The following is a 16,598-nucleotide window of genomic DNA, read 5'->3' as shown; positions in this document are numbered from 1 at the left end:
ATGTTCGAATGTGTTGAATGCAATAAAAGCCTTGAAGCTATGGCTTATGCAGAGATTGATGATATCAAAATATGTTTACCATGCTACTCAGAAGGGATTCCTCAACCTCCAAGAAGAAGCGACTTTGATTGGGAGAAGAAATCAAAGGAGCGCAAAGAAGCAATCAGGAATCGCAATGTAGAACTTCTAAGAAAGTACGGTTAATATATAAGGGGAAATGGGAGATGTTTAAAATGTTAGAATCACGTTATGACAAGACCGACGGGTTTTGGAAATACCATGATGAGAATGGTGGCTTTCAAATAAGACATGTAACTAAGAAGCAATTTGAAGAGGAAAAATCAGCTTTACACAAGCTATGCAAGCCTCTGTCAGAGGAATACATTAGACATTTTGGTCTTACAGAATATCATATATGTACCGATAGAGATAAAATTGTATCTCTCATCAAAGAATTACAAAAGCGTGGTTATGTATTCTCTATGAATGATGAAGAGCGTCAGACTATCATATTAGAGCGGACAGCTTATTCACACGCTATGCGTTGCAGGTATTATCATCAATTAAAAGTGAAATACGCCAAACCGTGGGGACAATATCAATTCTTATGGGAATCAAGTTTTTACTTTCCTAAGAACAGACGTGTAAAATTCGGCTCAAAGTACCTGCCTCTACGGAGATATACAGAATCTCCATTTGGGTTGGGAAGCACATGCAAATTATAAAATAAGATGTTTAAAAATGTTAGAGAGGAAGATTAAAATGGAATCAGCATCAAAATCAGCATTAGTATCACTCAGAGCAGATAATAAGATTTATATTATGGCGGACGAAGGGATGATTTCAGGCTTCGAGAACAAGCAAAAAGCATTGGATTTCTTCCAAAAGGGCTACAACCAGTCTCATAGAAGAGGATATGAAGCTAGTATGTCAGCGTGTATAAACTACATAACATTCCAACCTGCAATCCATGAGATTAGTGAGGATGAGCTACAAGGGCTAGTAGAGCAGGGAGTCATTGTGCCTGAGACATTTAAGAGTTATAGATTAAATCATATCTCAGGAATGATGACAGGTGCGCTATGTACAGGTGAAAACGCTGAAAAATGGCATGAGAGCGGAACATCACCACGATTAATTGAGGAACAATTCTAATGAGTGAATATGTTATTTATCTTTCCAGTGAAGAAACACCAAAAGATGTACATAACTCTTATGGATACTGGGGAGGAAAAATACTTTCTTCGGGTGGTATGCGCTACCCATCAATAGGTGTTTGCAGTGATAAAAAAGATGTGAAGAAATACAAATCAAAGAAGAGAGCCGAAAATATGGCTGAAAAGCTCGCAGACAGATGTTTCTATGTTCTATCTTGGGTAGTTGAAGAAATCGAATAACGGAGGGGTTTTTATGCGTAAACAGATGTATCAAAATTATATTGAAAAACTAAATGAAGAAAGAGTTGACAGTTCCTCTTTAACAGTGGAGCGTATTAAAAATCTAGGTACTAAAGAATGCCTTATCTGCTCTACAAGCACAGTAGAGTTAGGAATAATGCATAAGTTAACTATAACGGAGACCAGTGTTATCGAGAGCGAAAATGAATATATCGTTTTAGATGCATTTGGATATATAATATGGACAGATGACGCAAAAGGTACATTTGATTACATACAAGGATTTACTAAAGAGTAGAGGAGAGTTTTAAAATGAGTGAAGAAAAAGTATTTTTACATTGGACGAAAAGAGGATGGGATACACCAAAAATGTTTAGAGGTGTTCCATGCTGTGCAGAGTTTGAATCATTAGAAAAGCTAAAAAAGACTATGAGCAATTGTATTTACAATGGAGAGTGGGTTACAGACTCGAAAGGGAACGCTATCGACATAGATTTAGAGAGCATTTGTGCAGGTTAACTTTGGATAAAATATTTATTTGATTGAAGGGGGACACATTATGAAAAGATACAATATAACAATTGTTTACAGCAATGGGTTATCAAGAAGCACATCTAATAACTCTCTCAATAAAGAGGAAGCGATTAATACTGCTTTAAAAACTGACATGGATGCAGAAAATATAATCTCTATCACTATTGTAGAGCATGTGAGAGAAGATATATAAAGAGCCGTATGACAAAGGAGACTCAAATGAACGGGAATAAAGTGTACAAGGGAAGTGCTTTAAAAGCTTGGTTTTTGAGCAAACCGAACATCAGAAGGATATTGATTCCTAGCGGTGATAGTTTTCACATCATGAATCTAGATGAAATCATTGATACTGACTACTATTTAATTACACAAAGAGACTTCAACTCTATAACAATTGAAGAAGTCGAACTAATAACAGATTAAAGAATTAAGGGGAGATAATCTTGGAGAAGCATATCATTATTGAATTAAAAGATAAGACAAAGTACACAAATCTTGAAGGTTTAGGCAATAACCTAGAAACAGTTGAGGAAATCAAAGAACAACTAGATAAAACAGGGGAATATGTATTTCAACCCTTCGTAGGCGAACAAATTACTCTTAAAAAATCAGATATCAGAGCAATCCGTCACACTAAGAGCTATACATCTACTTCTTACAGTCCTTTTGGTAATTCATACAAGATTAGAACTCATTTCTTACCCGATGGTGCAGTTAATATTCATAAAAAGAACTCGCTAGGAAGAATTGATTCAACTCTAACACTTGATAGTAAGACTGCTTTGCAATTGGCTAGGGATATCTTAGAGAAAGAAGCCGAGAGGGAACAAATTTATAATATTAATCAAGATAAGCATGAGAATCTTCGTGATATTGATGAAATATTATCAATTGCTATCAGTCAAGACTGGGAAATTGATGCTACAAAGTCATATACAATGATTGGTTTCCAAAATGATAGATTTAAAGTAATGCTCCACACTATAGAAGGACATTACTCAATTCAAGATAAAGAAACGAACAAGGGGATTGTGCATGACGTGAATAGCATAGATGATGGTGGTTATCCCGAAATCTTCAACATGTTTTATAAGTAAGTCACACTAAAGATAGAAGTAAAATTCTATCTTTTATTTTTCTGAAATAGTCCATTGACAGTGGACTTTAAGTGGTGCTATAATGAGTACATAAGATGAAGAGGAGATGTTTAAAAATGAAAAACGAAATCAAAGCAGTAGAAGAAAGAATCGAATTAGCTAGTATGTTAAATGGGGTATTCAATGTTAGAATGAAGGGTAATTGGAGACCTCAAATAGAAGGTGCAAGCGTTATGACAGCGGAAAGTGTTGTTGAAGAGTTCTACGTTGAGTCAATTAGAACAGGAGAATACCACGGAAATAAAACAGCACTTCTAATCGGTACAGACTACCACAATAGAGAATTATCACTTCCTGTGAGTAGAATTATTGATGCTCACAAAGTAGATACGGATGAACAAACTAAATTAAAAACATTTAATATAGCTTTAGATGTACTAAAGGAAACATGCACCGAGGACGATGCAAATTATGCATTAGTCTTAAAAATGGCTAAAGAATTAGAGGATAAAGGGATTAAAGAATATATCCCAGTAAGAGCTTCATAAATATAACAATTAGAATAGAGGAGGGGAGACGTTCCCCTCTTAATATAAATAACAAATAGCATTAAGGAGCATATACGATGGACGATATTATTATGATGGCAAATCAGCAGATTACAGAAGACGACCTATATCCTCTAACAGAGGAAAACATAGCATTATTCAATGAAAAAGGATATAAATTACCGACTCGTGAGGAATTGAAACGAGATGCAGAGAGTCAAGATTTATCAATTGATGATTTCTATTTATGCGATAAGATTTTTGAACCATTCTGCTACTGCAAGTTTCCTGTATACTTCGGCACAACATCGTTAAAAGAAGTATTTGGTCTTCATGGCATGACGCCACTGAAAAAGCATATTGAATGGCTTGAGGCACATGCAAATAAATTGCTTCATGAGAAGAAGGATTACTTTGGATTCCTAACATTCACTAATACGCATGTTAAATTCATGTTCATGAATAAAATGTACTGGGATGTTCCAGTAGAAGACCGATACGAGTTATTCATCGAGTTTTACACTCATGAGGACTATGGACACCATTTAATTGATAGAAAGTTGATACAGGATGCAGTTAAGCACCAACAAACAGCATACAAAGATGAAATGCTATCTCGATTAAATGACACTCTATCAAATGTCGGTACAGATGAAATGATTACTATCTACAGAGGATGCGGTGATAAATCAACTGCTCCTACAGAATCTATGAGTTGGACACTAAGCCTTGATACAGCAATATTCTTCGCAATGCGTAGAGGATTAGATGGTGATATCTATGAAGCAAAAGTGAAGAAAGAACACGTTATCGACTATCTACAAGGAAGAAACGAAGAGGAGATTCTAGCATTCCCTCAGCATGTAGAAGATATCAAGCCTTATAATATGATTAAAACAAATGAAGAGATTCGAGCAATGCTAGATGATGAATATGCAGAAGAGTATCACTTATACAAGAATACATTCATCTTAGATAAATACTTTGACAATCCTGAGGGTATTCATGGTACTCTACACTGTAAACGTGTATTATTCCACGCATTATCACTGTCACGAGCGCTGAATCTAAACATGAGAGACAGAGGAATCCTATGCAATGTAGCTTGCTTCCATGATATCGGTCGTGAGAATGATGATGAAGACAGAGAACACGGAAAGCTAAGCGTATTAAAGCACCATGAAGAAATCTCAGGTAGTTTCCCGTATACGTGTATTGACGTAGTAAATAGAGAAGATACAAGTGAAGAATATGAATTACATCATATGACGGATGATGAAGTTGATATTATCGAATTTATCATGGAGTATCATTGTATTGGCGATGAAGAATCAAAAGATGCTTTACACAATCTAAACTGGGACAATGAGAAAACCGAGAGAGCATGGAATCTATATGTGATTTTTAAAGATGCTGACGGGCTAGACAGAGTTCGTATCAAAGATTTGGATACTAAATACCTAAGAACAGCAGAAGCAAAGAATCGTGTACTATTTGCATACGGGTTATTAAAAGGAATTAAATAATACAAGCACCTTCAAAAGAAAAGATAATCAATCCATTGACAATGTTTATTATGTAAAAATTATATACTTACAAAGAAAATAATTCCTCTTATGGGGTTTTATTTTTTTACCATGTAGTGCATTGACAGTGGACTATCAAGGTGCTATACTAAGTATAGAAATTGAGGAGGGGAAATGACATGGCTAGAAACAGATTAAAAGAGCTTGCTAAAGACCTAGTATTCGTAAATGACAACCTAGAAAAAGATAACGTTAATGAATTAGATATAACAGAGTTAAAGGCGCATCAAAATCAAATCATGGACGAACTTATAAAAGGTGGATACAGCACCGATTTGCTAGTTCAATACATGAAGGAATACAGAGAAGTTCCCGTTGGTGGTTTTAACGAATGGATTAACAGTTAATGGTGCAGGTGAGAGCAATCTCACCTAAAATTTTAACAAACAGTGCATTGACAGTGGATTTTAAATTTGCTATAATGAATATAGAAATTAAAGTATAAGGGAGAACGATTATAATGACAGAGCTTAAATTTGAAACAAGAGAAAAGAAAGTCGATGAATTAACTGAGTATCATGTGTTTGATGTAACAGGGGAGAACGAAATTTATGCAGGTTGTGTAAAGAATTTCAGATGGAACGCAAGCTTATCTGACGGTGGATTCAATAGACTTGAGCCATTCAATGCAAACAATGAAAGATTAGGTCATGGTGGTGGAGAAGAAACCGACGTTCAAGAGTTAATTGATTATGTTAAAAGCGTACACACAAGCAATGTTGAGATAGAAAACAAGATAGCAGAACAATGGGAAACTCAAAGGGAAGATGCTCTAAGATTAGGTACTACCGAGGAGAAGTTTAAGAGATATCACAATGTTAGAAACTACGTTGAAAGAGTAGTTAAAGCAGAAAAGGATTTAGTTCACTTAAAATATATTCTTGATGAAATAGTATCGGCTTATGAGTCAGAGGCAATTGCGTCTATTCGTACTGAGGGAGTAGAAATAGTATTCAAGGAAGCAATTGATAAGCGTGAAAAAGAAATTGCAGAGATTGAAAGAGACATAGAACAAGTTACAGGATGGATAAAAGAGTATTAAACCGAATAGAAGGAGTATTTTAAATGGTATTGTGGGGATTTCAAGAAGTAGATGGATGGCACTTTTCAAAGAAGTGGAATTATTATCAAAGAACAGAGGGGAGAGCAGTAGCTTATATACAGCAATATATTGGTTTCTACTGCCTCCAAGTGTATGAGCGTGGGTTATTGGGTATCTGTGATATCGAATATCGCACAGAGAGCTTCCAAGAAGCAGTAGATAAAGCTGTAGAGTTCTTAGAAACGTATAAGGACAAGAATAAGCATGATATGGCTAAAGACTATTGGAGTCCTCACAATACTCAAGGTTATTGGCAAACAAAGTATTAAAGAGAGAAGGAATTAAAATGGGAATGCGTAAATGTGATTCATGCAACGGTTGGTACAATCAGCAGGATAAGGAGAAGCATTGTTGGTCGTGCCAAGAACAAGGTAAGGATAGACCAGAAATGGTACATTTAGTTTATGAAGAAGAAAGTGTTGGACATTCAAAAGTAGTATTCGTTAGAAGAAATGAAGTTGATGCTAAGGCTGACGTTGATTTCCGTGTAAAGCAAAATATTAAATCTTGGTATGAAACGCATTTCTTGCGATAGGTTGATAATATAAGAGTTTTATACAATAGGGAGGAATATATAATGAATACAAATGAATGGAAAGTAGAATTTACGATAGGAGAAACAAAAATTAGTAGATTAGCAGATGTATCATCGTTAGAAGCTATTCAAGAAGAAGGGAAGAGAGTCATGGTAGTCAATAATGCTGTAAGCAAGATAAAAAAGGATACAGGCATAAATCTAAGAGATATTATAGAAGACGTTCATTCAAATGCTGTAATAAGATTAGTATAAAATTCTCATTTTATTTTAAAGGGGTTCTATAGGGGAGATATAGAAATAGCTATACATTCGATTTTCAAATAAGGGAGAGATACGCGTGGAGAAAAAAGACATTAATTTAATTATTTTGGTTTCAAATTTAAGCAAGTCTTTTATAATTATTTGGGACACAAAGGACGGAATTGAAGTGATGGGTGAAGATGAAATAATTAACGAATACATCGAAATTCGTTTTACAGAATTAGATGAATTTATGAAGTGGGGAAGAGAGTATTTAGCAAATATAGACATGAAATATAAGAGCTCTTAAAATAAAAGTCTGATTTCCTATAAGAAAGGAGGATTTACATGTTCCGAGTAGTATTTAAAAAAACTTCAAAATCAAAATTGGAAATTAAAGAAGGACTCACGATGTTAGAAATGGGTGAGTATTTAGAGAACAAGGAAGATTATTATGAATTAAAAATTTACCAATTCGTCAACGGCATGTATACAAATCCATTACCTTATAAAAATGGAAAACTTGTAAGAGATGAAGAAGAGGTAAAACCAGTTAAAACTCCTCCTTCTATTGGTGAATTGTTTGATACTATCTCAAAAGCTCCACCTTCAAGACAAGGGAATCCAATACAGCTACTCTATGATTTAACGGTAGGAGAAGACATCACTAAACCAAGACTAAAAGTGGTTGATGACCAAAAAGATAAAAACAAATTCTGATTTTAAATTAGGAGAGGTACAATGGCTAAGCTATCACGTAAATCGAAGGATATGGGTAAAGTAGTTGCTACTAAAACTATCAAATCAAACTTTGGTGAATCTACTTACAATGTATATGAAAATTCAGCTATGACTTGGAAAGAGGGAGTCGAAGCAGATTATGTGGGTGGACAAAGAGTAGTAGTTACAACAAAAGCAGTTAACTAAAAGGAGATGAATGAACATGGATAGCATTCAAATAATTAAAGGTAACACACTCAAGCAATGGCTCGAAGCAGATTACTATATAAAAGGTATACGAGCGAATAGAGGAGTAACAGAGTACGTAGTAGATGTAGAAGATATCGACGATGATAAATATTACCACTTTTATGATAAAGGTCATGATTACGTAGTCGTAGAAGAAGCCGTTATCGTTAAACGAGCTTACGAGGTAGATGTAACCGCAAGATAGGAGGGATATAATGGCAAGTCAAAAAGACTTTTACGAAGCAAAAGATGAAGTGTATAAAGCACTGGTCAAAGCAACACAAGATAAGTATTTAAGCACAGAAGAAATCCTGCTGTTAATGAATGAAATTCAAACAGAAATTCTTAGAAACGCTATTAAAAACAAATTTTGATAACGAGTGAACAAGGATGGTAACGGTTAAATGGATGTAATAGAAAGCACAAATAAAAACGAAATATCCTACATGATTTTAAAGGTGGGAGATGAATACTTTTGCGACGCATGGGAAGAGTGGGACGCGGACGTGGACAACTTCTCCTTCACAAGTAACATAGAGAGTGCATATAAGTTTTACGGTGGTCTATCGCCTAAATGGGGAAATGCTCCGAAATACTTATGCGATGACAAAGGAGAGATAATTGACACGCTAGAGCAAGCTCAGGCATACTTTGGTGGTGAAGTGCTAACAGTGACAAAGAAAGTAATTACAATTACAAGATTTGAAGTTAACAATCTACAAGAATAGGTTGTTTGTGGTAAAATATTGGAAAGGACAACTTACAAAATAAGGAGGAATTTTCATGTCAATTTACACTACTATGAATCTATTAGCAGGTAACGATAAAATAATGGCATACTATGGAAATGCTAAGTCCATTTGGGAATCAATTTGGGAAAAACCTGAGAGTGAATCCGTGGAGGGATTAGCAAATTTATTAACAAACGCACAATATCTATTCGAAAATGCATGTGGCGGACAGGACTTAGGTTATGAGGTTATGGCTCAAGCAGGTTTTGGTATGCTTTATGATGAGTTTCCTAATGTTGAGAACGAAATAAAGATGCAGAGATTAATACAGGCATTCAACGATAGTGGCTGTAGTAATGAACTAATAGCAAGAGCACAAGAAACAGCAAAAGTATATTCGTTTTAACAAGAATAGGAGATAATGCAGATGATTAAAGAAACAAGAGATGTAGTAGCGTATATAGTAGGACGATACATCGGTAAATTAAATAAAAGCAGTGTCTATTCTTATGAAGACAATAATTACATTAGTATTAGTGGTGATGTGAAAGATAGTCAAATAAATGTTTTCGACCACAGAACCAATAAACATATGAGCGGAAACGGTCGGAGTGGAGACTTCTCACTTTTCAACTACGCTACCTCAAAACATGTCAATATTAAATTTAATGGCGATAAGTTTTCGGGATACGATTACGATTCTTGTCAACATTTTAGTGGTGCAGTGAGAAAGAACTCTATTTCGCTTTATGATTACGAAACTTCTAGTTATTACGATTATTCTCTATAAGGAGCTATAAATGGATTTTCAACAGAACATCAAGAAGGCATTCTACAACAAGCCATTCAATAGAGAAGCTGTATTCAATCACTTTAGAGACTTCGGATATAATGAAGTCTCTAATGAGGATAGAGAAGGTTATCATCGCTTTCTCTTCATGCAGAGTGGCAAAAAGAAAACACTATTTATGAAATCAAATGATAAGGGCGTCGTTAAATACATAAAAGTGCAAGAGGGTAGAAGTCATCTGCCTAAAACTGATTCCAAAATATTTAGTAATCTGATTAAATTGATATTCGTATTCATGATAATAGGTTGTGGATACTGGTTTGTTTCTCACTTAGACTCAGATACTACGACGAAAGAAGATAACCCTTATAATCGAGATTATGATGGAGATGGAATCAAAGGAACAAAGAGCGATAATGATATCTATCGCAAACATTTTAAGTAAGAGGAGAGAGAATATGAGTTACGTGTTAAAAGTTTTTGGTAAGTATGTAGCAGAAGGTGTTGGATTCAACAAAGAACAAGGTGTATGGGACGTTACTCTAATCAGTAGCGAAGTAGATGCACAATCTTACAGAACAAAAGAGCGAGCAGAAACAGTAGCAGGATTTGTAGAGCAACACTATTTTGAAGAGGATGGGACACAGGTTGCATGTATTGTTGAAGAAAACTATGCTAAACATCGCATCACGGCTTTGAAATGGTCATTAGAGCAAGCTCAGACGCAGTTAAACCGTGCAGAGAGTAATTACAAAACTGGAACGAATACAAGAGCAGATGAAGACGAAATTGTAAAGCTGAGACTAGTTGTAGGCTCTCTAAAAGAATTAATGGACAAGGAATACTAATTAAGTATTCTTTATCCATTCAAAATAAATGCAAAAAATAATGAAAAATGTATTGAATGAAGTCTAATGTGATGATAGGATTATAGAGTCAATTAAGAATACAAAGAATGTTAATATAGAGGTGGAACAATGAAAGACAACATCATTCCTCTGTTCAAGATACAAGAAGAGGAAATAAGTGAAGTAGAACAAGCACAGAAAGTAATGCAAGAAGAAGCAGTAAAGCATAAATGGGAAACTGAACCCGACTTCAAACTTATCCATGAAGGAAACGGATTCCACGTTTTTGTTTTCAGAAACATGCAAATGGGTAACTTAAATGGATATGTAGGTGTAGATAGAACACATCCTTGGTTCGCTGAGGCAATGGATGGTAAAGCATCTAACCTTAGAGTTCATGGCGGTATCACTTTTGCAAGTAAAGGTGGATGGCACGAACATTTCAAAAAGAAATACTGGTACTTCGGATTCGATACGGCTCACTTCATGGACTTAGTACCTGCAATGGATGCTATGAGAAGAAACGTAACGTTTGCATTTGATAGTTTCATGCAACACGGAGAGTACAGAGACATGGAATACGTAACGGATGAAGTTAATAGCTTACTAGTACAATTAGAAGCTATTAAAGAGCGAAATAAGGGCTATAAACATAATTTCGTGAGAGAATATCGTAAGTTGAGCCGAGAGAAGAAGCGAAAACAGAATCTACATTCTAGTTTTGCTAAATAACTAAAACGGGAGGAATTTAATATGGATTATATGAAAGCCGATGAATTAAACAAGAAATGGAAAGAGGAGAACCCTAATAAAGAGTGTCCGCATCCTAGCTTCCAAAAAGAAGTCTTATTCGGTACAAGTACTGGTGACAAGATTTGTAATGAATGCTATGAGGTTTTCAGTCCTAATAGATTAGCCGAACTAAGAGGCAAGTAAGTTACTAGAGCATCTGATTAATTCAGATGCTCTTTTCTTTTATATCAACAAATAAATGCAAAAAATATTGAATAAGTACATTGACAGTGGATTATATTACTGGTATACTAAGAGTATCCTAAAGAGAGGAGGTAATAGAGTGACTAAAGTTGCTATAATACTAGGGATTATTGCTACTGCTCTTACGATTATCGAAAAGAGCATGACAATAATCGAAAAAGTAAAAAAGCCCAAAATCAATGCTACCGACCGCCAAGACGAGAGCCAAGACGTTAATAAACGTCAGTGATTTTGAGCCGAGGGGAGTTTACCTCCCCTTGTTTATACAAGTATAGCAACTTATCACTCAAGATACAATATGAAGACTTTCAAGAGGTATTCAGATGCATTGTTAACATCGTTTATTCTTTCTTACTTCTTGTTTTTCGAGAAGTTCTTTCAAGATGACTGGTTAAAAACAGTACTCAATATAGGATTAATTATTGTCTTGGTGCTAATCATCATAAATACTCTAATCAGCATTTATAAAGGAACAGGGAACTTTAAGCGATGAGAGTTTTTAATTGGATGTCTCAGGGCATTTCCTGCTCTGAGGTATCCAAATTTCAATCAACCTGTTAAATAAAATAGGGATTTTAAATCATGGAAGTGGTTAAAAATGGTGAATCTAGTATTATATAATATTATATAATGTAATATAATTTTATATTATATAAAAATCTATTGACTATGCACTCTAGTTTGATATAATTGGAGTTGTAGTTAACACATATACATAGGAGATGTTTAAAAATGGTGAAAATGTTATTTAAGGTTTCAAACGACAATGGTAATAGTGAGCAAGCATTAAAAGTAAATGGTGAGTTATTCACTCAACCAAATATCTATTCTATCGACCGTCCAAAAACAGTAGTTGAAGGAGACCCTTCATTATTCATTCCTGCTTTAATGGACAACTTATACGTAACAATCACATCAAGTGCAATTGACCGCAATGGAGATTACTTCATTGGGAAACGTGCTTACAACTCAGATTACGCACATTCTTTAACAATCACGAAGAGTGAAAAACATACATCAGATTTACCTATCATCAATACACTGGGCTTCCTAGCAGGCTTAGCAGTTAAGCAACGATATGAAGAGAAGCAAGCACTTCCTAAGAGTATTGAACTTAACGTAGACATGGTAACAGCTCTACCTATTAAAGAATACGACGCAACTACGGCAAAAGCCTTTGAAGAGCGTTTTATGAATAATACACACGAAGTAATGGTTCACGTTGGTACAACATTCGTAAAAGTATCAATCACTTTCGAATTTGTTTATGCATTACAAGAGGGTGCATGTGCAAACTACGCACTTATTCTTGATAACAAAGGTGGATGGAGAAACGATGATATTTTCGAAGAGTTAAAATGGGAATATCAATTAGAAAGCTTCACAGGTGAAGATGTGTTCAATATGAAAATGACTTGTGGAACTGATATCGGAGAGGGAACAACTGACGTTGGAATCCTAAAAGGATATAAACAAATTGATGATTTAAGTGGTGGAGATGATTTAGGAGTTGGCTATGCAATCACTAAAGCTCTTCCAGTATTCAAGAAGGCAATGAGATTCCCTGCTTTAACACGACATGAATACATGGAAATCGTAAAAGATTCAGATGATGCATTCCATGTAGAAGCAGTTGCTACACTGAAAGACAATTCATCAGACCAAGCAACGCTAATTCATAAATTTGTTGAGCAATTAGTTGTTCATGGAGCTAGAAAACAACCTCGATTAATCTCTGTATTCGGTGGTGGTTCTATCACGCTGAAAGACAAGCTATATAGCCCACTTAAAGCAGTTGCAGATGATTGCCGTGGTAAAATCTTATGGATTCCTGAGAAGTATGCTACAACAATCAACGTAGAAGGTATGGATGTATTCTTAAATGTATTACTTCCACAACTTAAAGAACAACACATGGCTAAGAAAGAGAAGCAGAAGGCGTAAATTACGTCTTTTGCTTTTGACTAACAGGAGGGTATTACAATTATGAGTGCAACTAAAAAGGATAAACAAGTCGGTTCAACTATCATCTATAAGTTCGGAGTAGACGACCAAAAATTCGTTGATTGGTACAATAACCAAGATAACTTCTCAGATTCATTCCGATTTGTTTTAGATTATTTCATGCAAAAGTTCGGGGATATAGACGTTAAAAAACTTAAACTTATGATAGAGATGGGAATGGTCGATTTGGACAATCCTACACCTGTGCAAATACCAACTCCTGTCGCAAAAACACAAGTAACACCAGTACAAACACAATCTGAACCTGCTCAAGAGGTTGTAGAAGAAATAGCCTCAACAATTGAAGCAAAGACTGTGGAAGTTACAGAACCACCTCAAGAGCCTGTACAAGAGCCTGTACAAGAGCCTGTACAAGAGGTTGCAGAGGAAGTTACAGAAGTAGAAGAAGAGAAGGTTAGCAGTTTAGATGTGCCAAAAGTTATTAAAGAGAAGCGTCAAGATGCTCAACCTAAACGAATAATTGTAGAAGAAAAACCAGTTGAAGTGAAGAAAGAAGCACCAGTAAGTAAGCCTGCTGTAATGCCTTCACTTGGTGATTTGAATAGATAAAGGGGAGATTATTATAATCTCTCTTTTTTTATCCATAATCCATTGACAGTGGATTATAGGATTGCTATACTATGAAAGTGCTAGAGATACGATTTGACAGGTAAAATCAAATGGTTACAAATTTCATTATGATTCTACAAATCTTCTGTTGCACAAATGTAATAAATAATGTAAACTTGATTCAAGGCTTATTTTTTAATTTATAATGTGAACGATATGCACATTAGAGGTGGTGAGAACATGACACATGTAGCGAACAGCATCATGCAAATGAAGGAATTGAACGCTAATGAAAAGCTGATTCTATTAGCTTTATGTGTAGAAGGTAATGGTACTAAAGTATCAGTGGCACAAGACATCATAGCTGAAAGGTGTTCATTGACTCGTCGCAGTGTTATTAAATTCATCCAATCATTAGAGGACAAGGGGTTCTTAAAGGTTTCACGCTCTGAATATAAGCGTGAGGGAAACATATATGAGCTTCACGTAGCACTATGATTGATGTGAGGAGCAAAAAAGACCATGAAAAAACCCATTCTCAAAGTTGAAATGGCGACCAACCAAAACTTTATGAATGGGTATTGGAGAGAGTTGTTTCTACGAAGCATCCCAAAAATGGAGCTTCACTCAAATGAGTAGATACAACACTCGTTAGCATTAGATTTGTATGTTTATAATATCATAAACAATGGGATAAGTAAATATGAGTGAAGCTCCTAGACAGCACATTTAGGAGGAAACACAGATGGAAAATAACAAAGATTTATATGCAGGATATAAAAACGAACGATATCTCCACTACAGAGAGGTTCATACAGGACAATTCACAACTCAAAATACTAGAAATGGCTCAAGACGTGTACCAATTAGAGAGCAACGTATTGTAGAGTTCGAAGAGATTAAAGCATTGAATCTTAACTCAATTGGTGAATGTGTTCCTACATTAGATGCAGAAGACTTCACTATGATTCAAAACTATCTGTTAGACTTTTGGGGAGCTGTATTAGGTGCAGATTGCATTCAAGTGTATATCCATCTAAGACGTCATGCTTACGGCAAAAAAGACTTCTGCTTCCCTGACATAGACACTATTGCATTGAAGATGAAGAAGAGTAAGAACTTTGTAAAAGGATGTCTAAAGACTCTAGAAGAGCATAACTTCATTGTCATCTTTAACAGACGTGATACAAAGGATAACAATCGCTCTGTGAGTCCTCTATTCAAGATTAGAAGGTTTGTTCCTTTATTAACCAATGAACTTTATGAAGAATTGCCTGCTAAACTAAAAAAAGACCATGATACATATATGGAAGATTATAAGGATATTGACATTGCGACTAATGAGCTAAAAAACAGTAAAGTAATCGAAGGGTTAATTGAAAACGCTGAGTTATTTAGAAGCAAATCTCAGATTCGTGAAGCCAAAGAAAAGATTGCAGAAGAAAATAAAGCAACATACATAAGAGAAAAAATTGCTCCTGAGTACATCGAAGCAGGAGAGCAGATTCTCACATCTCTTCAAAGCAGAATTTCTAAACCATCATTCGATGTTTGGTTTAAGGATGCTGTACTTGCATTAGATTCAGAGAAAAAATCAGTCTACGTGTTATGCGCCCATGACTTTGCTAAAACACACGTTCAAGATAAGTTTAAGACAATTATCGCTGAAGAAGTTGGAAAGCAAATCGGATTCAACGTAGAAGATACAACATACATATTCAAAACACACGATGAATATATCGTAGAAATTTAAGCAAGGGGATTTTCCTCTTGCTTTTTTATTTTTTCAGAAAAATAATTCTTCCGCCTATCACAGCATGATACACTGCCTATCACCACATGATACACGAAACGATTTCCGCCTATCACCGTGTGATACACTGCCTATCACAGTATGATAGGCGACGCATATCACCACATGATAGGCGACTTATCCACAGATTTTTTAAAATTATCCACGTTTTTCGCCTATCAGGAGATGATACACGAAATTTCCGCCTATCACAGCATGATAGTACCCACCTATCACCACATGATACACGACCGCCTATCACACGGTGATAGTATAATAAGACAATATTCTTTTAAAAAAACAAATCTTTTAAAAAGACCTTAATAATTAATTAATATATAGGCTTCGCCTGCATTTAAAAATCATCTTCAAATCATCCATTCAAAACCAATACATTGAATATACAATTACTCAGATTGACCATAGACTTTATTGATTGTTATAATGTATTTAACAAATATTACATTACAGCAGGAGAATTAAATTAATGAAGAGATACTTACACTTTATATTTATAGCAATCGGAGTTATTTCATGCCTAATAATGATGAATGTTGGAAATGCCAATTTAAACGTAGCAGATGAGATGAAAGAATCTTATTATGAGTTAGAGTTCTATAACGAAGTATATAAAGGAATAGCAAGGTCATATAGCTTATATGGATATACAATGATATTCTCAGGATTGCTTGTAGGAGCATTATTCTTGGCTCTAGGACTTATTCTAAAGAAATTAAATGAAATTATAGCCTTTAAAAAAATGGACGCTCAAATAGCCTCTCAGACACCTCAAACAGAAACAGCATCTAACTCTCAAAAATAGGTTAATATTTACTAATATATTTCATATGTAAAG

General features: G+C 35.0%; 33 protein-coding genes. All 33 read left to right on the top strand.

All coding sequences use genetic code 11. The features are described from left to right. The 33 genes from AC1Q8N_RS26720 (at window position 1) to AC1Q8N_RS26560 (ending at window position 16,565) form a co-directional block, all read left to right on the top strand. The gene (locus AC1Q8N_RS26720) at window positions 1-204 is read left to right on the top strand and encodes a hypothetical protein (protein WP_098640099.1); all 204 of its coding nucleotides are present in this window, start codon (window positions 1-3) and stop codon (window positions 202-204) included. Window positions 205-224: 20 nt separating this feature from the next. Further along, window positions 225-725 (top strand): hypothetical protein, encoded by a 501-nt coding sequence (locus AC1Q8N_RS26715; RefSeq protein WP_098640100.1) that lies wholly within the window; start codon window positions 225-227, stop codon window positions 723-725. 37 nt (window positions 726-762) lie between these two features. Then, entirely contained in the window at window positions 763-1,155 is a 393-nt protein-coding gene (locus AC1Q8N_RS26710; protein ID WP_098392899.1) for a hypothetical protein, read from the top strand. Next, window positions 1,155-1,397: a hypothetical protein gene (locus tag AC1Q8N_RS26705; protein WP_098392898.1), complete on the top strand. Its 243-nt coding sequence runs from the start codon at window positions 1,155-1,157 to the stop codon at window positions 1,395-1,397. Before AC1Q8N_RS26710 ends, AC1Q8N_RS26705 begins: the two co-directional genes overlap by 1 nt. 13 nt (window positions 1,398-1,410) lie before the next feature. Next, window positions 1,411-1,695, top strand: a complete 285-nt coding sequence (locus AC1Q8N_RS26700) for a hypothetical protein (RefSeq protein ID WP_098640101.1) — start codon at window positions 1,411-1,413, stop codon at window positions 1,693-1,695. Window positions 1,696-1,709: 14 nt separating this feature from the next. Next, window positions 1,710-1,916 carry a hypothetical protein gene (locus tag AC1Q8N_RS26695; protein ID WP_098640102.1) on the top strand — a complete coding sequence of 69 codons (207 nt, stop codon included), beginning with the start codon at window positions 1,710-1,712 and terminating at the stop codon, window positions 1,914-1,916. 40 nt (window positions 1,917-1,956) lie between these two features. Next, complete coding sequence (locus AC1Q8N_RS26690; RefSeq protein ID WP_176523182.1) at window positions 1,957-2,124, top strand: hypothetical protein; 168 nt, start codon at window positions 1,957-1,959, stop codon at window positions 2,122-2,124. Between the two features lie 250 nt (window positions 2,125-2,374). After that, window positions 2,375-3,028 carry a hypothetical protein gene (locus AC1Q8N_RS26685; protein ID WP_098392894.1) on the top strand — a complete coding sequence of 218 codons (654 nt, stop codon included), beginning with the start codon at window positions 2,375-2,377 and terminating at the stop codon, window positions 3,026-3,028. 116 nt (window positions 3,029-3,144) lie between these two features. Further along, a complete protein-coding gene (locus AC1Q8N_RS26680) occupies window positions 3,145-3,576 on the top strand; it encodes a hypothetical protein (protein ID WP_098392893.1) in 432 nt (143 codons plus the stop codon). Between the two features lie 77 nt (window positions 3,577-3,653). Further along, window positions 3,654-5,102 (top strand): hypothetical protein, encoded by a 1,449-nt coding sequence (locus AC1Q8N_RS26675; RefSeq protein WP_098392892.1) that lies wholly within the window; start codon window positions 3,654-3,656, stop codon window positions 5,100-5,102. A gap of 179 nt (window positions 5,103-5,281) precedes the next feature. Further along, window positions 5,282-5,509, top strand: coding sequence for a hypothetical protein (locus tag AC1Q8N_RS26670; protein ID WP_098392891.1), 228 nt, complete (start codon window positions 5,282-5,284; stop codon window positions 5,507-5,509). 113 nt (window positions 5,510-5,622) lie between these two features. Beyond that, entirely contained in the window at window positions 5,623-6,204 is a 582-nt protein-coding gene (locus AC1Q8N_RS26665) for a hypothetical protein (protein WP_098392890.1), read from the top strand. Between the two features lie 23 nt (window positions 6,205-6,227). Further along, the gene (locus tag AC1Q8N_RS26660; protein ID WP_098392889.1) at window positions 6,228-6,533 is read left to right on the top strand and encodes a hypothetical protein; all 306 of its coding nucleotides are present in this window, start codon (window positions 6,228-6,230) and stop codon (window positions 6,531-6,533) included. 17 nt (window positions 6,534-6,550) lie between these two features. After that, entirely contained in the window at window positions 6,551-6,799 is a 249-nt protein-coding gene (locus AC1Q8N_RS26655; RefSeq protein WP_098392888.1) for a hypothetical protein, read from the top strand. A 42-nt stretch (window positions 6,800-6,841) separates the two neighbouring features. Further along, window positions 6,842-7,054: a hypothetical protein gene (locus AC1Q8N_RS26650; protein WP_098392887.1), complete on the top strand. Its 213-nt coding sequence runs from the start codon at window positions 6,842-6,844 to the stop codon at window positions 7,052-7,054. An 85-nt stretch (window positions 7,055-7,139) separates the two neighbouring features. Next, entirely contained in the window at window positions 7,140-7,352 is a 213-nt protein-coding gene (locus tag AC1Q8N_RS26645; RefSeq protein ID WP_098640103.1) for a hypothetical protein, read from the top strand. A gap of 38 nt (window positions 7,353-7,390) precedes the next feature. Beyond that, window positions 7,391-7,762 (top strand): hypothetical protein, encoded by a 372-nt coding sequence (locus AC1Q8N_RS26640; protein WP_493521481.1) that lies wholly within the window; start codon window positions 7,391-7,393, stop codon window positions 7,760-7,762. A 21-nt stretch (window positions 7,763-7,783) separates the two neighbouring features. Continuing rightward, the gene (locus AC1Q8N_RS26635; protein WP_493521480.1) at window positions 7,784-7,969 is read left to right on the top strand and encodes a hypothetical protein; all 186 of its coding nucleotides are present in this window, start codon (window positions 7,784-7,786) and stop codon (window positions 7,967-7,969) included. 16 nt (window positions 7,970-7,985) lie between these two features. Next, window positions 7,986-8,216, top strand: coding sequence for a hypothetical protein (locus AC1Q8N_RS26630; RefSeq protein ID WP_493521479.1), 231 nt, complete (start codon window positions 7,986-7,988; stop codon window positions 8,214-8,216). A 10-nt stretch (window positions 8,217-8,226) separates the two neighbouring features. Further along, a complete protein-coding gene (locus AC1Q8N_RS26625; protein ID WP_493521478.1) occupies window positions 8,227-8,385 on the top strand; it encodes a hypothetical protein in 159 nt (52 codons plus the stop codon). Between the two features lie 30 nt (window positions 8,386-8,415). Further along, window positions 8,416-8,739 carry a hypothetical protein gene (locus AC1Q8N_RS26620; RefSeq protein WP_493521477.1) on the top strand — a complete coding sequence of 108 codons (324 nt, stop codon included), beginning with the start codon at window positions 8,416-8,418 and terminating at the stop codon, window positions 8,737-8,739. A gap of 55 nt (window positions 8,740-8,794) precedes the next feature. Next, on the top strand, window positions 8,795-9,148 hold the full coding sequence (locus AC1Q8N_RS26615; RefSeq protein ID WP_493521476.1) for a hypothetical protein: 354 nt from the start codon (window positions 8,795-8,797) through the stop codon (window positions 9,146-9,148). 21 nt (window positions 9,149-9,169) lie between these two features. Next, the gene (locus AC1Q8N_RS26610; protein ID WP_493521475.1) at window positions 9,170-9,532 is read left to right on the top strand and encodes a hypothetical protein; all 363 of its coding nucleotides are present in this window, start codon (window positions 9,170-9,172) and stop codon (window positions 9,530-9,532) included. Between the two features lie 10 nt (window positions 9,533-9,542). Then, window positions 9,543-9,977, top strand: a complete 435-nt coding sequence (locus AC1Q8N_RS26605; RefSeq protein ID WP_493521474.1) for a hypothetical protein — start codon at window positions 9,543-9,545, stop codon at window positions 9,975-9,977. 13 nt (window positions 9,978-9,990) lie between these two features. Then, entirely contained in the window at window positions 9,991-10,380 is a 390-nt protein-coding gene (locus tag AC1Q8N_RS26600; RefSeq protein ID WP_493521473.1) for a hypothetical protein, read from the top strand. A 129-nt stretch (window positions 10,381-10,509) separates the two neighbouring features. Next, complete coding sequence (locus AC1Q8N_RS26595; RefSeq protein WP_098640111.1) at window positions 10,510-11,112, top strand: hypothetical protein; 603 nt, start codon at window positions 10,510-10,512, stop codon at window positions 11,110-11,112. 21 nt (window positions 11,113-11,133) lie between these two features. Next, on the top strand, window positions 11,134-11,316 hold the full coding sequence (locus AC1Q8N_RS26590) for a hypothetical protein (protein WP_016094905.1): 183 nt from the start codon (window positions 11,134-11,136) through the stop codon (window positions 11,314-11,316). A 139-nt stretch (window positions 11,317-11,455) separates the two neighbouring features. Then, window positions 11,456-11,605 carry a hypothetical protein gene (locus tag AC1Q8N_RS26585; protein WP_016094904.1) on the top strand — a complete coding sequence of 50 codons (150 nt, stop codon included), beginning with the start codon at window positions 11,456-11,458 and terminating at the stop codon, window positions 11,603-11,605. Between the two features lie 503 nt (window positions 11,606-12,108). Further along, on the top strand, window positions 12,109-13,320 hold the full coding sequence (locus tag AC1Q8N_RS26580) for a ParM/StbA family protein (protein WP_098640112.1): 1,212 nt from the start codon (window positions 12,109-12,111) through the stop codon (window positions 13,318-13,320). A gap of 42 nt (window positions 13,321-13,362) precedes the next feature. Continuing rightward, a complete protein-coding gene (locus AC1Q8N_RS26575; RefSeq protein ID WP_493521472.1) occupies window positions 13,363-13,950 on the top strand; it encodes a hypothetical protein in 588 nt (195 codons plus the stop codon). A 240-nt stretch (window positions 13,951-14,190) separates the two neighbouring features. After that, window positions 14,191-14,448 carry a helix-turn-helix domain-containing protein gene (locus AC1Q8N_RS26570; protein ID WP_098392876.1) on the top strand — a complete coding sequence of 86 codons (258 nt, stop codon included), beginning with the start codon at window positions 14,191-14,193 and terminating at the stop codon, window positions 14,446-14,448. 247 nt (window positions 14,449-14,695) lie between these two features. Beyond that, window positions 14,696-15,703 (top strand): helix-turn-helix domain-containing protein, encoded by a 1,008-nt coding sequence (locus AC1Q8N_RS26565; RefSeq protein ID WP_098392875.1) that lies wholly within the window; start codon window positions 14,696-14,698, stop codon window positions 15,701-15,703. Between the two features lie 526 nt (window positions 15,704-16,229). Continuing rightward, window positions 16,230-16,565: a hypothetical protein gene (locus tag AC1Q8N_RS26560; protein ID WP_098392874.1), complete on the top strand. Its 336-nt coding sequence runs from the start codon at window positions 16,230-16,232 to the stop codon at window positions 16,563-16,565. Window positions 16,566-16,598 lie beyond the last annotated feature (33 nt).

This window comes from Bacillus sp. GW823-FHT06B01 (genome assembly GCF_058952315.1).
Note: the sequence above shows the minus strand (reverse complement) of the source record. Positions and strands in the feature narration are given on the sequence as shown.

What these genes read in the sequence shown, in the direction of transcription:
- AC1Q8N_RS26670 (WP_098392891.1), top strand. Translation starts at nt 5,282, where the DNA reads ATGGCTAGAAACAGATTAAAAGAGCTTGCTAAAGACCTAGTATTCGTA.
- AC1Q8N_RS26635 (WP_493521480.1), top strand. Translation starts at nt 7,784, where the DNA reads ATGGCTAAGCTATCACGTAAATCGAAGGATATGGGTAAAGTAGTTGCT.
- AC1Q8N_RS26570 (WP_098392876.1), top strand. Translation starts at nt 14,191, where the DNA reads ATGACACATGTAGCGAACAGCATCATGCAAATGAAGGAATTGAACGCT.
- AC1Q8N_RS26605 (WP_493521474.1), top strand. Translation starts at nt 9,543, where the DNA reads ATGGATTTTCAACAGAACATCAAGAAGGCATTCTACAACAAGCCATTC.
- AC1Q8N_RS26695 (WP_098640102.1), top strand. Translation starts at nt 1,710, where the DNA reads ATGAGTGAAGAAAAAGTATTTTTACATTGGACGAAAAGAGGATGGGAT.
- AC1Q8N_RS26575 (WP_493521472.1), top strand. Translation starts at nt 13,363, where the DNA reads ATGAGTGCAACTAAAAAGGATAAACAAGTCGGTTCAACTATCATCTAT.
- AC1Q8N_RS26675 (WP_098392892.1), top strand. Translation starts at nt 3,654, where the DNA reads ATGGACGATATTATTATGATGGCAAATCAGCAGATTACAGAAGACGAC.
- AC1Q8N_RS26625 (WP_493521478.1), top strand. Translation starts at nt 8,227, where the DNA reads ATGGCAAGTCAAAAAGACTTTTACGAAGCAAAAGATGAAGTGTATAAA.
- AC1Q8N_RS26715 (WP_098640100.1), top strand. Translation starts at nt 225, where the DNA reads ATGTTTAAAATGTTAGAATCACGTTATGACAAGACCGACGGGTTTTGG.
- AC1Q8N_RS26640 (WP_493521481.1), top strand. Translation starts at nt 7,391, where the DNA reads ATGTTCCGAGTAGTATTTAAAAAAACTTCAAAATCAAAATTGGAAATT.
- AC1Q8N_RS26650 (WP_098392887.1), top strand. Translation starts at nt 6,842, where the DNA reads ATGAATACAAATGAATGGAAAGTAGAATTTACGATAGGAGAAACAAAA.
- AC1Q8N_RS26620 (WP_493521477.1), top strand. Translation starts at nt 8,416, where the DNA reads ATGGATGTAATAGAAAGCACAAATAAAAACGAAATATCCTACATGATT.
- AC1Q8N_RS26710 (WP_098392899.1), top strand. Translation starts at nt 763, where the DNA reads ATGGAATCAGCATCAAAATCAGCATTAGTATCACTCAGAGCAGATAAT.
- AC1Q8N_RS26690 (WP_176523182.1), top strand. Translation starts at nt 1,957, where the DNA reads ATGAAAAGATACAATATAACAATTGTTTACAGCAATGGGTTATCAAGA.
- AC1Q8N_RS26560 (WP_098392874.1), top strand. Translation starts at nt 16,230, where the DNA reads ATGAAGAGATACTTACACTTTATATTTATAGCAATCGGAGTTATTTCA.
- AC1Q8N_RS26595 (WP_098640111.1), top strand. Translation starts at nt 10,510, where the DNA reads ATGAAAGACAACATCATTCCTCTGTTCAAGATACAAGAAGAGGAAATA.
- AC1Q8N_RS26630 (WP_493521479.1), top strand. Translation starts at nt 7,986, where the DNA reads ATGGATAGCATTCAAATAATTAAAGGTAACACACTCAAGCAATGGCTC.
- AC1Q8N_RS26720 (WP_098640099.1), top strand. Translation starts at nt 1, where the DNA reads ATGTTCGAATGTGTTGAATGCAATAAAAGCCTTGAAGCTATGGCTTAT.
- AC1Q8N_RS26655 (WP_098392888.1), top strand. Translation starts at nt 6,551, where the DNA reads ATGGGAATGCGTAAATGTGATTCATGCAACGGTTGGTACAATCAGCAG.
- AC1Q8N_RS26680 (WP_098392893.1), top strand. Translation starts at nt 3,145, where the DNA reads ATGAAAAACGAAATCAAAGCAGTAGAAGAAAGAATCGAATTAGCTAGT.
- AC1Q8N_RS26600 (WP_493521473.1), top strand. Translation starts at nt 9,991, where the DNA reads ATGAGTTACGTGTTAAAAGTTTTTGGTAAGTATGTAGCAGAAGGTGTT.
- AC1Q8N_RS26565 (WP_098392875.1), top strand. Translation starts at nt 14,696, where the DNA reads ATGGAAAATAACAAAGATTTATATGCAGGATATAAAAACGAACGATAT.
- AC1Q8N_RS26700 (WP_098640101.1), top strand. Translation starts at nt 1,411, where the DNA reads ATGCGTAAACAGATGTATCAAAATTATATTGAAAAACTAAATGAAGAA.
- AC1Q8N_RS26615 (WP_493521476.1), top strand. Translation starts at nt 8,795, where the DNA reads ATGTCAATTTACACTACTATGAATCTATTAGCAGGTAACGATAAAATA.
- AC1Q8N_RS26660 (WP_098392889.1), top strand. Translation starts at nt 6,228, where the DNA reads ATGGTATTGTGGGGATTTCAAGAAGTAGATGGATGGCACTTTTCAAAG.
- AC1Q8N_RS26705 (WP_098392898.1), top strand. Translation starts at nt 1,155, where the DNA reads ATGAGTGAATATGTTATTTATCTTTCCAGTGAAGAAACACCAAAAGAT.
- AC1Q8N_RS26610 (WP_493521475.1), top strand. Translation starts at nt 9,170, where the DNA reads ATGATTAAAGAAACAAGAGATGTAGTAGCGTATATAGTAGGACGATAC.
- AC1Q8N_RS26665 (WP_098392890.1), top strand. Translation starts at nt 5,623, where the DNA reads ATGACAGAGCTTAAATTTGAAACAAGAGAAAAGAAAGTCGATGAATTA.
- AC1Q8N_RS26580 (WP_098640112.1), top strand. Translation starts at nt 12,109, where the DNA reads ATGGTGAAAATGTTATTTAAGGTTTCAAACGACAATGGTAATAGTGAG.
- AC1Q8N_RS26590 (WP_016094905.1), top strand. Translation starts at nt 11,134, where the DNA reads ATGGATTATATGAAAGCCGATGAATTAAACAAGAAATGGAAAGAGGAG.